The organism is Brevundimonas nasdae, from assembly GCF_019395145.1.
Classification (GTDB): domain Bacteria; phylum Pseudomonadota; class Alphaproteobacteria; order Caulobacterales; family Caulobacteraceae; genus Brevundimonas; species Brevundimonas nasdae.
In genome coordinates, this window is the sequence record NZ_CP080034.1 from 3,434,877 (window position 1) to 3,450,452 (window position 15,576).

General features: G+C 66.1%; 14 protein-coding genes. 11 read left to right on the plus strand and 3 right to left on the minus strand.

The genetic code is table 11. From position 1 onward, the window contains the following. Positions 1–134 precede the first annotated feature (134 nt). The 4 genes from KWG56_RS16730 to KWG56_RS16745 all read left to right on the plus strand — a co-directional run bounded on the left by KWG56_RS16730 (position 135) and on the right by KWG56_RS16745 (position 4,282). Positions 135–3,329 carry an intermembrane phospholipid transport protein YdbH family protein gene (locus KWG56_RS16730; protein ID WP_244999554.1) on the plus strand — a complete coding sequence of 1,065 codons (3,195 nt, stop codon included), beginning with the start codon at positions 135–137 and terminating at the stop codon, positions 3,327–3,329. Positions 3,330–3,410: 81 nt separating this feature from the next. Further along, entirely contained in the window at positions 3,411–3,599 is a 189-nt protein-coding gene (locus tag KWG56_RS16735; RefSeq protein WP_201100903.1) for a YnbE family lipoprotein, read from the plus strand. Positions 3,600–3,631: 32 nt separating this feature from the next. After that, positions 3,632–3,991 carry a DUF1318 domain-containing protein gene (locus KWG56_RS16740; RefSeq protein WP_201100902.1) on the plus strand — a complete coding sequence of 120 codons (360 nt, stop codon included), beginning with the start codon at positions 3,632–3,634 and terminating at the stop codon, positions 3,989–3,991. Between the two features lie 24 nt (positions 3,992–4,015). Continuing rightward, the gene (locus KWG56_RS16745) at positions 4,016–4,282 is read left to right on the plus strand and encodes a hypothetical protein (RefSeq protein WP_219353012.1); all 267 of its coding nucleotides are present in this window, start codon (positions 4,016–4,018) and stop codon (positions 4,280–4,282) included. Between the two features lie 6 nt (positions 4,283–4,288). Here KWG56_RS16745 and KWG56_RS16750 read toward each other — a convergent pair whose 3' ends face one another. Then, positions 4,289–5,431 carry a DNA cytosine methyltransferase gene (locus KWG56_RS16750; protein ID WP_219353013.1) on the minus strand — a complete coding sequence of 381 codons (1,143 nt, stop codon included), beginning with the start codon at positions 5,429–5,431 and terminating at the stop codon, positions 4,289–4,291. 80 nt (positions 5,432–5,511) lie between these two features. On the opposite strand from KWG56_RS16750, the gene KWG56_RS16755 reads away from it, so the two are divergent. Next, positions 5,512–5,994 carry a COG3650 family protein gene (locus KWG56_RS16755; protein ID WP_219353014.1) on the plus strand — a complete coding sequence of 161 codons (483 nt, stop codon included), beginning with the start codon at positions 5,512–5,514 and terminating at the stop codon, positions 5,992–5,994. 7 nt (positions 5,995–6,001) lie between these two features. Here KWG56_RS16755 and KWG56_RS16760 read toward each other — a convergent pair whose 3' ends face one another. Then, positions 6,002–6,763 (minus strand): LytTR family DNA-binding domain-containing protein, encoded by a 762-nt coding sequence (locus KWG56_RS16760; protein ID WP_219353015.1) that lies wholly within the window; start codon positions 6,761–6,763, stop codon positions 6,002–6,004. Between the two features lie 130 nt (positions 6,764–6,893). Between KWG56_RS16760 and KWG56_RS16765 the strand changes: the two genes are divergently transcribed. Further along, positions 6,894–7,409, plus strand: coding sequence for a DUF2306 domain-containing protein (locus KWG56_RS16765; protein ID WP_219353016.1), 516 nt, complete (start codon positions 6,894–6,896; stop codon positions 7,407–7,409). A gap of 9 nt (positions 7,410–7,418) precedes the next feature. On the opposite strand, the gene KWG56_RS16770 is transcribed toward KWG56_RS16765, so the two are convergent. Beyond that, entirely contained in the window at positions 7,419–8,171 is a 753-nt protein-coding gene (locus KWG56_RS16770; protein WP_219353017.1) for a TetR/AcrR family transcriptional regulator, read from the minus strand. Positions 8,172–8,356: 185 nt separating this feature from the next. On the opposite strand from KWG56_RS16770, the gene KWG56_RS16775 reads away from it, so the two are divergent. The 5 genes from KWG56_RS16775 to sucD all read left to right on the plus strand — a co-directional run bounded on the left by KWG56_RS16775 (position 8,357) and on the right by sucD (position 15,438). Next, entirely contained in the window at positions 8,357–10,600 is a 2,244-nt protein-coding gene (locus tag KWG56_RS16775) for a TonB-dependent receptor (protein WP_244999555.1), read from the plus strand. Between the two features lie 127 nt (positions 10,601–10,727). Further along, complete coding sequence (locus KWG56_RS16780; RefSeq protein WP_219353019.1) at positions 10,728–12,245, plus strand: spinster family MFS transporter; 1,518 nt, start codon at positions 10,728–10,730, stop codon at positions 12,243–12,245. Between the two features lie 161 nt (positions 12,246–12,406). Then, positions 12,407–13,597: an ADP-forming succinate--CoA ligase subunit beta gene (gene sucC / locus KWG56_RS16785; protein ID WP_201100893.1), complete on the plus strand. Its 1,191-nt coding sequence runs from the start codon at positions 12,407–12,409 to the stop codon at positions 13,595–13,597. Positions 13,598–13,644: 47 nt separating this feature from the next. Continuing rightward, positions 13,645–14,523 (plus strand): glycosyltransferase family 2 protein, encoded by an 879-nt coding sequence (locus KWG56_RS16790; RefSeq protein WP_219353020.1) that lies wholly within the window; start codon positions 13,645–13,647, stop codon positions 14,521–14,523. A gap of 12 nt (positions 14,524–14,535) precedes the next feature. Continuing rightward, positions 14,536–15,438 (plus strand): succinate--CoA ligase subunit alpha, encoded by a 903-nt coding sequence (gene sucD / locus KWG56_RS16795; protein WP_201100891.1) that lies wholly within the window; start codon positions 14,536–14,538, stop codon positions 15,436–15,438. Positions 15,439–15,576 lie beyond the last annotated feature (138 nt).

A 15,576-nucleotide genomic window follows, 5' to 3' on the forward strand; every position in this document is an offset into this window, starting at 1 on the left:
ATCCGCCGCCATCCTGTCGTCTGTCACTGCAACGGTTCGTCGAATTGGGCGTTGATCCGCGCGCATTAAGCTTGTGCTGACGCTTGGGGTGGCGAAGATCGTGCGAAACCAGTTCCAAAAGACGACACGTCCGCTTGACCGATAACTCATCAGAAACCGCCATTCCCGCGCCGCAGCCGCGTAAGCGCGCGCCAAAGCGTCGCGTGCGTCGCCTGTGGCTTGTTCTGCTTGGGATTCTGGTTGTCGCCGTCGTCCTGACCAGCGCCCTTTATCTGAACCGGCGGGCGGCGGCCCGTGAGGTCCTGGTGGGATGGCTGGACCGGCGCGGCATCCAAGCCGATGTCGATGTGCAGCGATTGGAGCTGGACGGTTTCGTCGGGCGCATCCGCATCGGCGATCCGCGCGACCCGGACGTGGTCGTGGAACGGGTTGAGGTCGATTACGCCATCGGCATGCCCTGGTCGAAAGCCGGGCTTGGCGTCACGCCCAGCCGCATTCGTCTGGTGCGGCCGGTCATGCGGGCCAGTTGGAAGGACGGAAAACTGTCGCTGGGATCGCTGGATCCGCTGATCGAGGAGTTCACCGGCGGGCCGCCCCGACCGGATTCGCGCGGGCCGCTGGTGATCGTGGAAGGCGGGCGCGGACGTCTGGATACCGAATACGGACCGGTGCAGGCTCTGATCGACGCCCGCGTCGATGACGGCAAGCTGATGCGGCTGAAAGGTCAGGCCACGGCCCAGGCGCTGAAGAGCGGCGACGTCGCAGCGCGTGACCTGAAGGCGGACGTCGACCTGACCACGACCGGCGACCGGGTCAAGCTGCTGATCGACGCCGGCGCGGCAGGCTTCAAGACCCAGGCGCTGAATGGCGAGACCGCGCATCTGCTGTTGAACGGCGATCTGCCCTATCCCGACATGAAGACGCGGCGCGGCGACGGGCGCGCTGTGATCGACGCCGTCCTGACCGGCGCCATGCTGGGCAATGCTGAGACGAGCGCGCGCGACGCCGCCCTGACCGCGCGGTTCGACGGCGCGGTGTCCGGCTGGATCGAAACCTTCCGCGCCGAGGGCGCAACGGCGCTGAGCCTGAAATCGTCGCGCATCGATGGTCCAAACCTGCAGGTCGTGGGCGCGGATGCCGTCGCTGACGGCGGGCGGCTGGCACTGTCGCAAGGCAAGGATTTCCGCTGGAGCCTGACGACCCCCCTGACCCTGAACGCGGCCTCTGGTCGTGCAGGCGAAGCCAAGGCGCAGGCCCTGGCGATCCGCTCTTCCGGTCTGACCATGGGCGGGCGCAACGCCACCTTTGAACTGACGGGGGCGGTGGGGACAACGGCGGGGGCCGTCGGCTTTGGCGATCTGTCGCTGAAGCGGGCGCGCAGCACCCTGAACTTGGATGTCGTCTATGACGGCGCGACGCGGATTTCGGCGGAAGGATCGGTGGCGTCCGACGACGGCGCCTGGCCGCTGTTCGGCCCTGAGACGAGGGACGAGGTCGCCGAACTGAAGGCGATGAAGCGCGCCCTGGGCGGTTTCGCCTTCAATACGCCGGCGCTGCGTTTCTCCACCGGGACAGGCGGGACGGATGTGGTTCTGGCTCGACCCGCGACCCTGAGCCCGCGCAACGGCGGGGTGTTGACCATCGCTCAGGCCGGGCAGGCGGTCTATCAGGCCGAGCCGGGCCGTGCAGGCGGCGGCGCCTTGCAGGTCAATGCGACGCGCGGCGAAGGCTTGCCTGAGCTGGCCATCGCCGTTCCAGAATGGCGTCTGACCGACGCCGGGTTCGAGGCGCATCTGGATGGCCGCGCCAAACTGGACTTTGATCTGGCGCGCGGCATCGACGCCCAGACCAAGGGCGTGCTGGCCATGACGAACGGGCGGCTGACCTATGTCGCCGACGACTGCGTGGCCCTGACGGTCGAACGTCTGGCGATGGAGGAGAATGACGTCCGTGACATCGCAGGCAAGCTGTGCCCGGGCGCAGAGCCGCTGCTGACCTCCAAGGACGGGGTCTGGCATGTGGCGGCGGGCGTGCAGGATTTTGAGGCTCAGGCGCCGTTCCTGGCCATGCGCTTCTCCGGCGTCGGCGGGACGCTGGCCGTGGACGGGGCGTCATCGGGCGTCGGCCTGACCGCCAAGGTCGCCGAGGGGCGGGTGTCTGACACAACGGACCCGCAGCGGTTCACGCCTCTGGCCGCCTCGGGCGAGGTTCAACTGGCCAATGAGCGCTGGTCGGGCGGCTTTGACCTGAAGGGCGCGGGCCAGGCGGCTTCTGCGCGGCTGGGCCGTCTGACCCTGGCGCACGACGGCCGCACCGGGGCGGGGGGCATTCAGATTTCGGCTCCCGACATCGTTTTCGCCGAACATGGTCTGCAGCCGGACATTCTGTCGCCGCTGGTCGAAGAATTCATCCAGTCTCCGGTTGTCGGCGCGATCGGCTTCGCGGGACGTTTCGACTGGACCAAGGGGGGCGAGCCCACCTCCAGCGGGCGCCTGACCGTGCCCGGCCTGGACTTCACCAGCCCTGCGGGTGCGGTGAAGGGGCTGAAGGGCGACATCGTCCTGACCAGCCTGACGCCTTTGATCACCGCCCCCGACCAGGAGCTGACGATCGAGGCGATGGAGATCGGCACCGATGTCACGGCGCTGAACCTGAAGTTCGACCTTGACGCCAATGGTCTGAATGTCGCGGGCGGTCAGGTGAACGCCGCGGGCGGCACGATCGCGCTGGAGCCGTTCGTCATTCCGCTGGACATCGAAAAGGGATTCAACGGGGTGATCGTGCTGGACCGGGTCCAGTTGGGCGACGTGGTCGCCGACACCGGGTTTGACGACAAGGTGCTGCTGGATGCGGTGGTGTCGGGGCGGCTGCCCTTCACCTATGATCCCAAGAACGGGTTGAAGATCGTCGCCGGGTCGCTGGGCGCCGTCCAGCCCGGCAAGCTGTCGATCAAGCGCGAGGTCCTGACCGACGTCAGCGCAGGCGGGGCAGGCGAAGACGTGCCCCCCAACATGGTCGAGGATCTGGCCTATCAGGCGATGGAGAACCTGTCGTTTGATCTGTTGACCGCCGATGTGAACAGCATGGACGGCGGGCGTGTCGCGGTCCTGTTCCATATCCGCGGCGATCACAATCCGCCCAAGCGCCAGGAACTGCGCCTGACCATTTCTGAACTGATCAGCCGCAAATTCCTCAATCGCACCCTGCCGCTGCCGTCGGGCACCAAGATCGACCTGACGCTGGACACCACCCTGAACGCCAATCAGCTGATTTCTGATCTGCTGCGGGTCAATCGCGCCCGCAACGGACAGCAGGATGAACCTCAATAATATCAAACCCCCATTCAGCGTGCGTTCACGCCGCGACATGTTATTAGACGCATCAACCTTGGCCGAACCGGAGCCTAAGCCATGATCAACAAGCGCCAACTGGCGGGCCTCGGACTGGGGGCGGTCGTCGTCGCCGTCTCGGCCTGCGCGCCGACCATCCGTCTGGAGGTTGCGCCGATCCAGATTTACGCCAAATTGGATGCTGATGTGCGCGTCCGACTGGATCAGGAACTGCAGCAACTGCTGCAGTCGAACCCGAACCTCTTCTGACCGTCGCGCTTTTCTAGAAAGGACAGGCTGACATGACCTTCCGCAAATTCTTCGTCATCGGCGCGGCTGTGGCTGCGCTTGGTGTTGCTGGCGCCGCCGTCGCTCAGACCGGCGCTCAAAAGGCGCTGATCGACCAGGCCAAGGCCGCCGGCACCGTCGGCGAACAGGCTGACGGCTTCGTCGGCTTCCGCGTGCCGTCGTCGGACGCCGATCTGCGCTCCGCCGTGGACGCCACCAACGCCGGTCGTCGCGCCGCCTACGCCCGCAGCGCCGCCGACGCCGGCACCAGCGCCGACGTGGCGGGCGCCCGCATGTTCGAAAGCCAGCTTCTGCCCCGCATCTCGTCGGGCCAGTGGTACCGCAACGCCCAGGGCCAGTGGGTCCAGCGTTAAGATAAGCCTGAGGCGGATGATCTGATGAACCGTCGGGTCGTCCGCCTTCTTGCGTCTGTCGTGATCGCCGTCGTGATTGCGGCGGCCATGACCTGGGGCGTCGGCCTGGCCTGGACCGCCATCGGCGGCGGGACCATGTCCCTGCACGGCTGGATCGCCCTGACGCTGGGCATCGCCGGAACCGTGGCCCTGAGCTGGCTCTTGATGGGGCTGGCGTTCAAATCGGACCGCGAGGGCTGGGACGATCAGGTCGATAACCGGTTTGATCCCGGTCGTAAGGACCAGGACTGATCTCTGTCAGGCCGCCGCGCGTCGGTTGTTCAGCGCAGGCGCCAACAGCCCCTCAGTCAGGGCGCGCACGACCGGAACCGCCACCGCATCCCCCATCAACTTCAGCGCCGCGCTCTGGCTTTTCGGCAGCTGATAGTCGTCCGACACCCCCATCAGACGCGCCGCCTCGCGCCCCGTCAGGCGACGCAGGCGCACCTGCCCTTGGTCGCAGACCACCACATACTGCCGCGATGACCCGCCCGCAGGGGTGCGCAGACAGCCCGCCAGGCCGTCGAAGCGGATCTCCAGCCGTTGAACCTTCACGCCGTTCTCGGTGCGGACCCGGCGATAGGCGGCGCCGACACGGCGCTGGCCCGAGGCGACGGCGGCGTCCAGACGCGCCCGGTGCAGCGGCGAAGCCAGGGCCAGGATGCTGTCCGCATCCTCCAGCCAGTTCACCTCGGCGTCCGGCTCCAGCACGGCGTCGAGGTCCAGATTGCGGTGCGGCGGAACGGGCAGGGACCACCATGCCCAGGCCTGGCGCACGGTCTGGGGCAGGCGCTCATAGGCCGCGATCAGGCGCGGCGAATGGAACGGCGCGGCGGGGGTGGACGTGACGGGCGCTTCGCCCTTGATGGCGACCACGAACAGGCGCGGCCTCGACTGCGGCAGCCACAGGGCCGCGTCCATCTCCAACGCCCCGACCCGATAGCCCGCCTCAGTCATGGCTGTGCAGACGGCGGCGAAGTCGCGACCCTGGCCCGAGGTCAGAAGCCCGATGACGTTCTCCAGCACGATGACGCTGGGCGCCCGGTTCTCGGCCTGCAACCCCTGCATCAGCCGCCAGAAACCCCAGAAGGCGCCCGAGCGTCCGGCCTCCAGCCCGCCGCGGGCGCCCGCCAGACTGACGTCCTGACAGGGAGACGAGGCCCAGCACAGGTCAGGCCGACCCGGCAGGTCGCCGACATTCAACGCCCAGACGTCGCCGTGATGAAAGGGCGTGTCGGCGTGATTGGCGCGGAATGCGGCGGCCTTCATCCCATCCATGTCATTGGCGAAGACGGTGTCGATGCCCGTCCGGCCGCGGCCCCAGCTCTGGCCCTGGCTCAGCCCCATGCCCGCCAGGCCGCCCCCGGCGAAAAACTCATAGGCGGACGGGCGAATCGACATGACGGACACCATACCGCAGGCCCCGGCCTTGACCGAGGCCGCCTTCATCCTCACTTGCGCCGGGAGTGAGGAAGTCTGTCATGCGTCGCAATCTTATCGCCCTGTCCGCTCTGGCCGCTGTCAGCCTGTCGCTGGGCGCCTGTTACGAGCGTGAGCAGAACAAGCCGCAGTCGGCGCCCGTGCCGGAGACGCAGGCGGTGCTGGGCGACGTGGATCTGGCCAAACCGGTTCGCGCCGTCGGCACTGAACCCTTCTGGAGAGTGGACATCACGCGCGACGGCCTGACCTACACCCGCGTGGATCAGCCCACCCGCCGCGCGCCGAACCGGGGCGTGACGGTGCAGGGCACGGTGGCCACCTTCGCCACCTCGACCGACATCAAGGAAGCCCTGAACGTCACCCTGATCGCCACCGAATGTTCGGACGGCATGAGCGACCGGGTCTATCCGCTGACCGCGCGGGTGGAGATCGGCAACGACACCCTGACCGGCTGCGCGGCCTCGACCTCGGCCATCATGGGCGCGGGCGAAAGCGGTCCGGTGGTGGACCGTCCGGCGCGTTGAGCCGGGTTCACCACCAGCTGGCTTCACGCAGGGCGCGGGCGTAGCGGCGGCTGACCGGCGCGGACAGTCCGCCGACCAGCGTCAGGGTCGCGCGGCCGTCCCCGCGCTCGACCCCGCGTACAGCGTCCCGGGCCACCCACCAGCTGCGATGCGTCTGGGCGCCCTCCAGCCCCTCCAGCTCTTCGACGGCGTCTGACAGCCGCATCAGGATCAGGTCCGAACCCCGGTCGGTGTGGATGCGCAGATAGTGGTCCTCAGCCTGAACGGCATGGATCTTCGCGCCCCTCAGCTTCAGCGGCAGGCGGTCGAGAAAGCGCGGCGGCTGCGGCGCGTCCGGCGGCGCGGCATGGGTCTGGGGCGGCTGGGCGCGGCCCAGGAACACGTTCACCGCGGTGACCACGACGGTGATCACCGCGACCGGGCCCAGCAGATAGGGCAGGGTGGTCAGCGGATAGGGGGCATGGCCGAAAAAGGGTCCGGTCGCCGCCCAGATCAGCACGCTGAGCGGCCCGGTGATGACGATGCTCAAACAGATCACGGCCAGCCAGGGGCGTTCGTCAGCGTCGACGAAACGTCCGACGACGATGCTGCAGGCGTGGCCCCACAGTCCGCCCGTGATCATGGCCGCCGTCCAGTAGAACAGCCGTTTCAGGAACGGCGCCTCGCCGGTCTGGAACGCGCCCGTCGCCGTCATCAGGAAGGCCGCGATCAGGGCCACGACCACGCCGCGCAGAAGGATGGGATGGCGCTCGGGGAGGGCGGCTTTCATGGCGGCCTTGAGATCATGATTTCCGTTCTGGCGGAAGCGCGGTCATTGGCGAATGGCGCGCGGTCATTGGCGAAGACACGGCTGTAAGGCGTCAGGCGCTGAGGCAGGGAGGGGGAAACGGAGATCCCTCATGCCCACAGTCCGCCGCTTCCTAGGCCCCGCCATCGCCCTTTCCATCCTGACGCTTGCGCTGGTCGGCTATCTGCTGGCCGACCAAGGGCGTCTGGCGCGGATGGGCTTTCGACTTCACACGCCCGACTGGCGCCTGCTGCTTGAGGTGTCGCCGGTGATCCAGCTTCACATCGCGGCGGCCCTGACGGCCTTGGTTATTGGAACCGTGCTGCTGATCGGGGTGAAGGGAACGCAGCGTCACCGCATTCTGGGCTGGGGCTGGGTCACGGCCATGGCGACCACCGCCGTCAGCTCCCTGTTCATTCACAGCATCAATCCGGGTGGGTTTTCGCTGATCCATCTGCTCAGCGGCTGGACCGTCATCAGCCTGCCGATGGCCATCTATGCCATTCGTCGCGGCAAGGTGCAGGCGCATCGTCGCGCCATGACCGGCATGTTCGTTGGCGGCCTGCTGGTGGCGGGCGCCCTGACCTTCCTGCCGGGGCGGCTGATGTGGGCGATCTTCTTCGGCTGAGGGCCCAGGTCAGGGCCGGGGCGACATCCCGACCACGGCCCGGAACCCGGCGGCGGCGAAGCGAACCATATAGTCGCCCGCCGTCTCAAGGTCGCCGGACCGGGCCTTGCCCCCCGACAAGCGGTCCAGACGCCCCGTCTCGCCCAGTGTCAGGGTCAGGGCGCCCGACAGGTTGTGATAGGCCCAGTACAGATCGACTTCGCTGGCATCGGGCAGGGTGACCGCGATCAGTTCGATCAGGCGATGGATGGCCGGGTCGAAATAGCGGGCCATCGTCTCGCCGCCGAAGGCCGGGTTGGCGTTGGTCTGGGCCACCAGGGCGGCATAGTGTTTCCAGCCCGGACCGCCCTTCAGCGACCATTCGAACGGCGGGCGCAGGAAGGCCTCCAGCAGACCCTCCAGCGTCATGGCCGCGCCCGCCGTCTCGGCGTAGCGGTTGATGGCGGCGACCCGGTCGTCGTTCCAGACCTCGGCCCGGCGCAAGAAGACCGCGTCGAACAGTTCGCGCTTGGCGCCGAAATAATAGTGGACCAGGGCCGTATCCACGCCCGCCTCACGCGCCACCTCGCGGATTGTGACGCCATAGAAGCCGTGCTTCGAAAACAGGTCCTCGGCGGCGTCCAGAATCAGGTCGCGCGTCTCGCCCGCCGGATTGGCCTGCGACTTGGGCGGGCGGCCGCGCCGGGCCGCGGGCGCGCCGGGCGGCTTGCGGCGCGCGGCGGCGACAGCGCGCGACGGAATCGCAATGTCAGTCTTGCTCATATGTCCACGCTATGCGGCCACAGCCCCTGGTGCAACGGCGCCACGCTTTTCCCTCAGCTTGACCCTGCGGAACAGCGAAGGTTTGACAGCCAGAGGAAACCGCGCCACCACTCTGTCAAATCATTGAACGCTGAATAAAAGCGTCATTGGGCCGGAAACCAAAGAGAGTCATCATGAAGCACTGTGTGAAAACCGCCCTTCTGGCGGGAACGGCCTTTGCCGCCATGTCGTCGGGCGCCTGGGCGCAGACGGCTGCCCCGCAAGCCGAAGCCACCGCCGTTGAGGACATCGTCGTCACTGCTCGCCGCACCTCGGAATCGGCCCAGCGCACGCCTCTGGCCCTGACCGCCTTCTCGGGCGAGACCCTGGCGCGCACGGGCGCCCAGCAGGTCACCGATCTGCAAGGTGCAGTGCCGAACCTGAACCTGGTTCAGGGGCGCGGCTCGTCCAACGCCACCAACATCTACATCCGCGGCGTGGGCCAGCCGGACGCGCTGCAGACCTTCGACCCTGCCGTCGGCGTCTATGTCGATGACGTCTATTACAGCCGCATCCGCGGCACCCAGTTCGACCTGCTGGATCTGGAGCGTGTCGAGGTCCTGCGCGGCCCGCAAGGCACCCTGTATGGCAAGAACACCATCGGCGGCGCGCTGAAACTGGTGTCGCGTCGTCCGGGGCAGGACTTCCGCGCCCGCGCCTCGGCCGCTTACGGCGACTATGACATGATCGACGTTCAGGGCTCGGTCTCGGGTCCGATCACCGACACTCTGGCGCTGGGTCTGTCGGCCCTGCACTCCGAGCGCGGCGGCTATGTCACCGACCCGGCCACGGGCGCCGAATACAATGACAAGAACTCGACCGCCGCTCGCGCCAGCCTGGCCTGGGACCCGGCCTCGAACCTGCGCATCGACCTGAATGCCGACTACGCCAAGGACGATGCGGGCATGACCGTCGGTCAAGCCCAGAACACCCTGATCGACTTCTCGGGTAATGTGATCAAGGCCTTGCCTGCGGTCGCCCCGAAATATGACTTCAAGACCCGCGCCACGCCCGGCCTGCCCAACGAGACGCGTCTCGAGACCTGGGGCACGGCGCTGCGTATCGGTTGGGATCTGACCGAGCGTCTGTCGTTGAAGTCGATCACCTCTTATCGCCAGCTGAAAACCCACGACTATCTCGACTTTGACGCGACGGAGCTTCAGGTCGCCGACGCCTTGGTGGCTGTGGACCAGAACCAGACCAGCCAGGAACTGCAGCTGACCTACGGGGGCGAGCGCCTGACCGCTGTCGGCGGCCTGTACTGGCTGAAGGAGGACGTGACCTCGCATCAGGAAAGCTACAACGACGCCCTGCTGGGCTCGGCCTTCCTGAACTCTGGCTTCCTGCGCACCATCGACGACACCCTGACGACCACGTCCAAGGCGGTGTACGGCAACGTCAGCTACGCCGTGACCGACGCCCTACGTCTGTCGGCCGGCGTCCGCTATTCGGAGGAAGAGAAGGACTATTGGCGCACGACCTCGGCCTTCTACAACAAGTTGCCTGCCTTCAACTCGACCTATGTGTTCGCCCCGCCGGTCGGCAAATGGGATGACACCTCGATCATGCTGTCGGCGGATTATCAGCTGAGCGCCGACGCCATGGTCTATGCGCGCTATTCTCAGGGCTTCAAGTCGGGCGGCTTCAATGGCCGCGCCAACTCGCCGACCGAAGCGACCAAATATGATCCGGAAACCGCCGACACCTTCGAGGTCGGCGCCAAGACGACCTATCTGGATAATCGCCTGCGCCTGAACCTGGCCGCCTTCCTGACCAAGTACAAGGACTTCCAGGCGCGCGTTTCGGGCCTCGACACCGATCCGATCACCGGCCTGCCCGCCCCGGTCCTGTCGGTCATCAACGCCGGTTCGCTGGACATCCTCGGCTTCGAGATCGAAGGCGTCGCCGTGCCGGTTCGCGGCCTGACGCTGGACACCCAGATCGGCTTCCTCGACGCCGACTACAAGGAGTTCAACGACGCCCGCTTCACCAGCTTCGGCGGCAGCCGCGCCTTCCAGGACCCGGCCTTCTCGCCGCGCTGGACGATGCGGTTCGGCGGCCAGTACGAATATGCTTTGGCGGGCGGCTCCAACCTGACGTTCGGCGCTGCGGCCAAGTATCGCTCCCGCATGGCGCTGGCGGTGGACAACACCCTGGTCAACAGTGCGACCGAGCTGCCGGGCATGTATCAGGAAGAATACTGGCTGTATGACGCCCGCGTGGTGTGGAACGACCCGTCGAACCGTTACTCGGTCGGTCTCTATGGTCAGAACCTGTCTGACGAGGTTTACAGGACCGATGCTCAGGAATTCTCGTCCATCGGCAACATCCGCACCGCCTATTACGGCGCGCCGCGGACCTGGATGGTCAAGTTCACCGCGCGTTACTGATTTGGCGCGCGCCTGAATACGGCATTCGTGGGACGGTGATCGAGAGGTCGCCGTCCCATTTGCTTTTCAAGCCACAGGCTTACGGCTAGGCCTATCGTTGACAATAAAAATGTACCGGGGAGTTTCGATGACCACTGAGGCCCAAACTGCGGAGGCGGAGCCAGGGCATCGTCCCGCCTATCGCTTCTATGTGCTGGCGGTGCTGGTGCTGATCTACATGCTGAACTTCCTGGATCGGCAGATCATCGGCATTCTGGCCGCGCCGCTGAAGGCCGAGTTCGGTCTGACGGACAGCCAGTTCGGCCTGTTGGGCGGCATCGCCTTCGCCTCGGTCTATTCGACCCTGGCCATTCCCCTGGCCTGGCTGGCGGACCGTTACAGCCGCGTCTGGATCATGACCGGAGCGCTGGCCGTCTGGTCGGGCTTCACCGCCCTGTGCGGCATGGCCGGGTCGTTCACACAACTGTTCCTGTGCCGGATGGGCGTGGGCGTGGGCGAGGCGGGCGGCGTGGCGCCGGCCTATTCGCTGATCTCCGACTATTTCCCGCCGCATCAGCGCGCGCGGGCCCTGGCCGTCTTCGCCTTCGGCATTCCGCTGGGCATGGCGGCGGGCACGCTTGTCGGGGGGCTTCTGGCGGCGACCTATGGCTGGCGCACGGCCTTCATCGTCGTCGGTCTGCTGGGGCTTCTGGTGGCGCCTCTGCTGCGTCTGACGGTGCGTGATCCCAAGCGGGGCGGAACCGATGCGGTCAAGACCCAGGCCCAGGTCGAAGCCCTGGCCGCGGCGCCCGCCGGTTCGGACAAGGCAGGCAAGATCGCCGCCCAGATCATGCTGGGCATCGGCGCCAGCGCCCTGATCCTGGCGGCCCTGGTCCAGTTCGCGGGCCTGAAGCTGGGTAATCCGCTGCTGTTCGTCTTTGGCGGCCTGCTGGCGGTGGTCATCGGGATTTCGCTGATGGTGGCGCGCCGGACGGCCTCGGTGGTCATTCCCAAGCGCAGCTTCTGGCTGCTGGCCCTGGGCGCGGCCTCTTCATCGGTCTGCGGCTACGGCGTGGCGGGCTGGCTGCCGCTGTTCTTCATGCGCAGCTTCAACCTGACCCTGGCCCAGACCAGCTGGTATTATTCCGGCATCGCCCTGATCGGCGGCATCCTGGGCATCTGGATGGGCGGCGCCATCGCCGACAAGCTGTCCAGGCGCGGCAAGGGCGCCTATCCGCTGGTTCCCGCCATCGCCTTCCTGATCTCGGCGCCGTGCTTCATCCTGGCGATGAACTCGCCCTGGTTGATCGGCCTGGTCCTGCCGGGCGGCGGAAGCCATTCGCAGCAGCTGATCCTGGCCTTCCTGATCTTCCTGCTGCCGACGGGTCTGAATCTGGCCTGGCTGGGTCCGGTGTCGGCGGCGGTGCAGCATCTGGTGCCGTCGGCCATGCGCTCGACCGCCTCGGCCCTGTTCCTGCTGATCAACAACCTGCTGGGGATCGCGGTCGGCTTCTTCTACTTCGGCTGGATGAGCGATCTGCTGGCTCCGCGCTTCGGCGACGAGAGCCTGCGCTGGGCGATCTACACCGGCATGGGCTTCTATGTGCTGGCCGCCGTGCTGCTGTTCGGCGCCTCGCGCACGCTCAAGCGCGACTGGGTCGACTGAGGCGCTGGAGCATGATCGTTTTCGTCGGACCCGCTGCGCGGTTCCGACAGAAGCGTGAATCAGGCTCTAGACCAAAAGCATGGGCCCCGGCTGTTGCGCCTGCGAACAGCCGGGGCCTATAAGCCCCGCAACTTTCCCAGCAGCAGTTGCGGCGGTCCCTCATGAACATTCACGAATATCAGGCCAAGCAGGTCCTCAAAGGTTTCGGCGCACCCGTCGCCGAGGGCGTGCCCATCACTTCGGCGGATCAGGCGGAAGCCGCCGCCAAGCAACTGCCTGGCCCCCTCTATGTGGTGAAGTCGCAGATCCACGCCGGTGGCCGCGGCAAGGGCAAGTTCAAGGAACTGCCTGCTGACGCCAAGGGCGGCGTGCGCCTGGCCTTCTCGATCGAGGACGTGATCAAGAACGCCCAAGAGATGCTGGGCAACACCCTGGTCACCGCCCAGACGGGCGACGCCGGCAAGCAGGTCAACCGCCTCTACATCGAAGACGGCGCCGACATCGCCCGCGAACTGTATTGCTCGCTGCTGGTCGACCGTGAGTTCGGCCGCGTCTCCTTCGTCGTCTCGACCGAAGGCGGCATGGACATCGAAGCCGTCGCCCACGACACGCCCGAGAAGATCAAGTCGGTCGTCATCGACCCGGCCGCCGGCGTGACCGACGCTGACGTCGCCGCGATCAACGACGCCCTGGCCCTGACGGGCGAGGCCGCCGAAGACGGCAAGTCGCTGTTCCCCATCCTGTACAAGGCCTTCGTCGAGAAGGACATGTCGATGCTGGAGATCAACCCGCTGATCGTCATGGAGAACGGCCGCCTGCGCGTTCTGGACGCCAAGGTCAGCTTCGACGGCAACGCCCTGTTCCGCCACGAAGACATCAAGGAACTGCGCGACGAGACCGAGGAAGACGCCAAGGAAATCGAAGCGTCCAAGTGGGACCTGGCCTATGTCGCCCTGGACGGCAACATCGGCTGCATGGTCAACGGCGCGGGCCTGGCCATGGCGACGATGGACATCATCAAGCTGTACGGCAAAGAGCCGGCCAACTTCTGCGACGTCGGCGGCGGCGCCGGCAAGGAGAAGGTCGCAGCCGCCTTCAAGATCATCACCGCCGACCCCAAGGTCGAAGGCATCCTGGTCAACATCTTCGGCGGCATCATGAAGTGTGACGTCATCGCCGAAGGCGTGGTCGCCGCCGTGCAGGAAGTGGGCCTGAAGGTGCCGCTGGTCGTGCGTCTGGAAGGCACCAATGTCGAACTGGGCAAGAAGATCCTGAACGAAAGCGGACTGGCCATCACCGCCGCCGACGATCTGGACGACGCCGCCCAGAAGATCGTCGCGGCCATCGGCTGAGTTCGTTCGCTCACCGTCCCTGAAACGGGTCCGGTCGGAGACAGGCCTTGGCCAAGTTCGAAGTGGTCGCTCTGGCGTTGGCGCCGGAGCGGCACATCGCCACCTTCATCGCCCATTACCGGCGCAGAGGCGCGGATCGCATCCGCGTCTTCTTCGACGGCGAGACGGCCTTGGCGGGGGACTTCGAAGGGGCTGAGGTGATCGCCTGCGACGACGGTTTCTGGCGCGATCTGGGCGTTCGTCCCGACAGCGTCGAGAACCGTCAGCGCGCGGTCTATGACCTGGCCTACCGCACCGCGGACGCCGACTGGCTTCTGGTGGTCGATGTCGACGAGTTCATTCTGGGCGAGGGCTCGCTCCCGGACCTGCTGGACACGATCGAGCCCGGTCGCGAGAGCGTGATCTTCCCTACGGTCGAGGCGGTCTATGACACCCGTCATGACCTGTCCCAGGAGTATGGCGCGGCCTTTTTCCGCAAATCCTACGGAAAGCCGTTCAGCTCGATCCTGCCGCATCTCTTCTATCCGGGGTGCGGGGGCTTCTTCACCAAGGGGCTGCTCGGTCACGACATGGGCAAGCACGCGGTCAGGACGGGGCTGGAAGGGGTCGAGGTCGACATCCACGAATCCAAGCGGGGCGGCGTTCCGTTTCAGGCCGTGCAGATCAGAAGCCTGCTTCTCGCCCACTATGACGCCATCAGTCTGGATCAGTGGCGCGCCAAATGGGACCGACGGCTGGCGGTGCAGGACACGATGGAGATGGGCCGCAAGCGAAGCCTGCAATCAACGATCTACAGCCGGGCGCGACGCCTGGGCGCCGAGGTCGAGTTGTTCCGGCGGATCTATGTCCTCGGCGGATTCCAGACCTTCGTACTTCGCAGCCTGAACCTGATTATTCCAAACAAAACCAACGATTTGACTGTCTAGAGAGAGCCTTACATGTCCATCCTAGTCAATAAAGACACCAAGATCATCGTCCAGGGCCTGACCGGCAAGACCGGCGGCTTCCACACCGAACAGGCGCTGGCCTATCACGGCACCCAGATGGTTGCGGGCGTGCACCCCACCAAGGGCGGCACCAACTGGACCGGCTCGCACGGCGAAACCCTGCCGATCTACGCCTCGGTCGCCGAAGCCAAGGACGCCACGGGCGCCGACGCCACCGTGATCTACGTCCCGCCTGCAGGCGCGGCCGCCGCGATCATCGAAGCCATCGACGCGGAAGTCCCCTTCATCACCTGCATCACCGAAGGCATCCCGGTGCTGGACATGGTCAACGTCAAGCGCCGCCTGGAAGGCTCCAAGTCGCGCCTGCTGGGCCCGAACTGCCCGGGTATCCTGACGCCGGACGAATGCAAGATCGGCATCATGCCGGGCTCCATCTTCAAGAAGGGCAACGTCGGCATCGTGTCGCGCTCCGGCACCCTGACCTATGAAGCCGTGTTCCAGACCACCAACGAAGGCCTGGGCCAGACCACGGCTGTCGGCATCGGCGGCGACCCGGTCAAGGGCACCGAGTTCATCGACGTGCTGGAGATGTTCCTGGCCGACCCGGAAACCACCTCGATCATCATGATCGGTGAAATCGGCGGCGGCGCGGAAGAAGACGCCGCCCAGTTCCTGATCGATGAAGCCAAGAAGGGCCGCAAGAAGCCGATGGCCGGCTTCATCGCCGGACGCACCGCGCCCAAGGGCCGCACCATGGGCCACGCCGGCGCCGTGGTTTCGGGCGGCAAGGGTGATGCAGAGTCCAAGATCGCCGCCATGGAATCGGCCGGCATCAAGGTCTCGCCTTCGCCCGCACGTCTGGGCAAGACCCTGGTCGAAGTCCTCAAGGGCTGAATTAGGTTCAGCTTTCTCCTTTTCCGAGTGAGGGGAGAAGGCTGTAACAATCCGATCTGCGCATCAAATGTGCGGATGACGGCTCAGATTGGCGCCCCCGACTTTGGTCGGGGGCGTTTTTTTAACCCCTGCGACCAA

Coding starts and splice junctions, on each gene's coding strand:
- KWG56_RS16735 (WP_201100903.1), top strand. CDS start 3,411: ATGATCAACAAGCGCCAACTGGCGGGCCTCGGACTGGGGGCGGTCGTC.
- KWG56_RS16740 (WP_201100902.1), top strand. CDS start 3,632: ATGACCTTCCGCAAATTCTTCGTCATCGGCGCGGCTGTGGCTGCGCTT.
- KWG56_RS16745 (WP_219353012.1), top strand. CDS start 4,016: ATGAACCGTCGGGTCGTCCGCCTTCTTGCGTCTGTCGTGATCGCCGTC.
- KWG56_RS16750 (WP_219353013.1), bottom strand. CDS start 5,431: ATGTCGATTCGCCCGTCCGCCTATGAGTTTTTCGCCGGGGGCGGCCTG.
- KWG56_RS16755 (WP_219353014.1), top strand. CDS start 5,512: ATGCGTCGCAATCTTATCGCCCTGTCCGCTCTGGCCGCTGTCAGCCTG.
- KWG56_RS16760 (WP_219353015.1), bottom strand. CDS start 6,763: ATGAAAGCCGCCCTCCCCGAGCGCCATCCCATCCTTCTGCGCGGCGTG.
- KWG56_RS16765 (WP_219353016.1), top strand. CDS start 6,894: ATGCCCACAGTCCGCCGCTTCCTAGGCCCCGCCATCGCCCTTTCCATC.
- KWG56_RS16770 (WP_219353017.1), bottom strand. CDS start 8,171: ATGAGCAAGACTGACATTGCGATTCCGTCGCGCGCTGTCGCCGCCGCG.
- KWG56_RS16780 (WP_219353019.1), top strand. CDS start 10,728: ATGACCACTGAGGCCCAAACTGCGGAGGCGGAGCCAGGGCATCGTCCC.
- sucC (WP_201100893.1), top strand. CDS start 12,407: ATGAACATTCACGAATATCAGGCCAAGCAGGTCCTCAAAGGTTTCGGC.
- sucD (WP_201100891.1), top strand. CDS start 14,536: ATGTCCATCCTAGTCAATAAAGACACCAAGATCATCGTCCAGGGCCTG.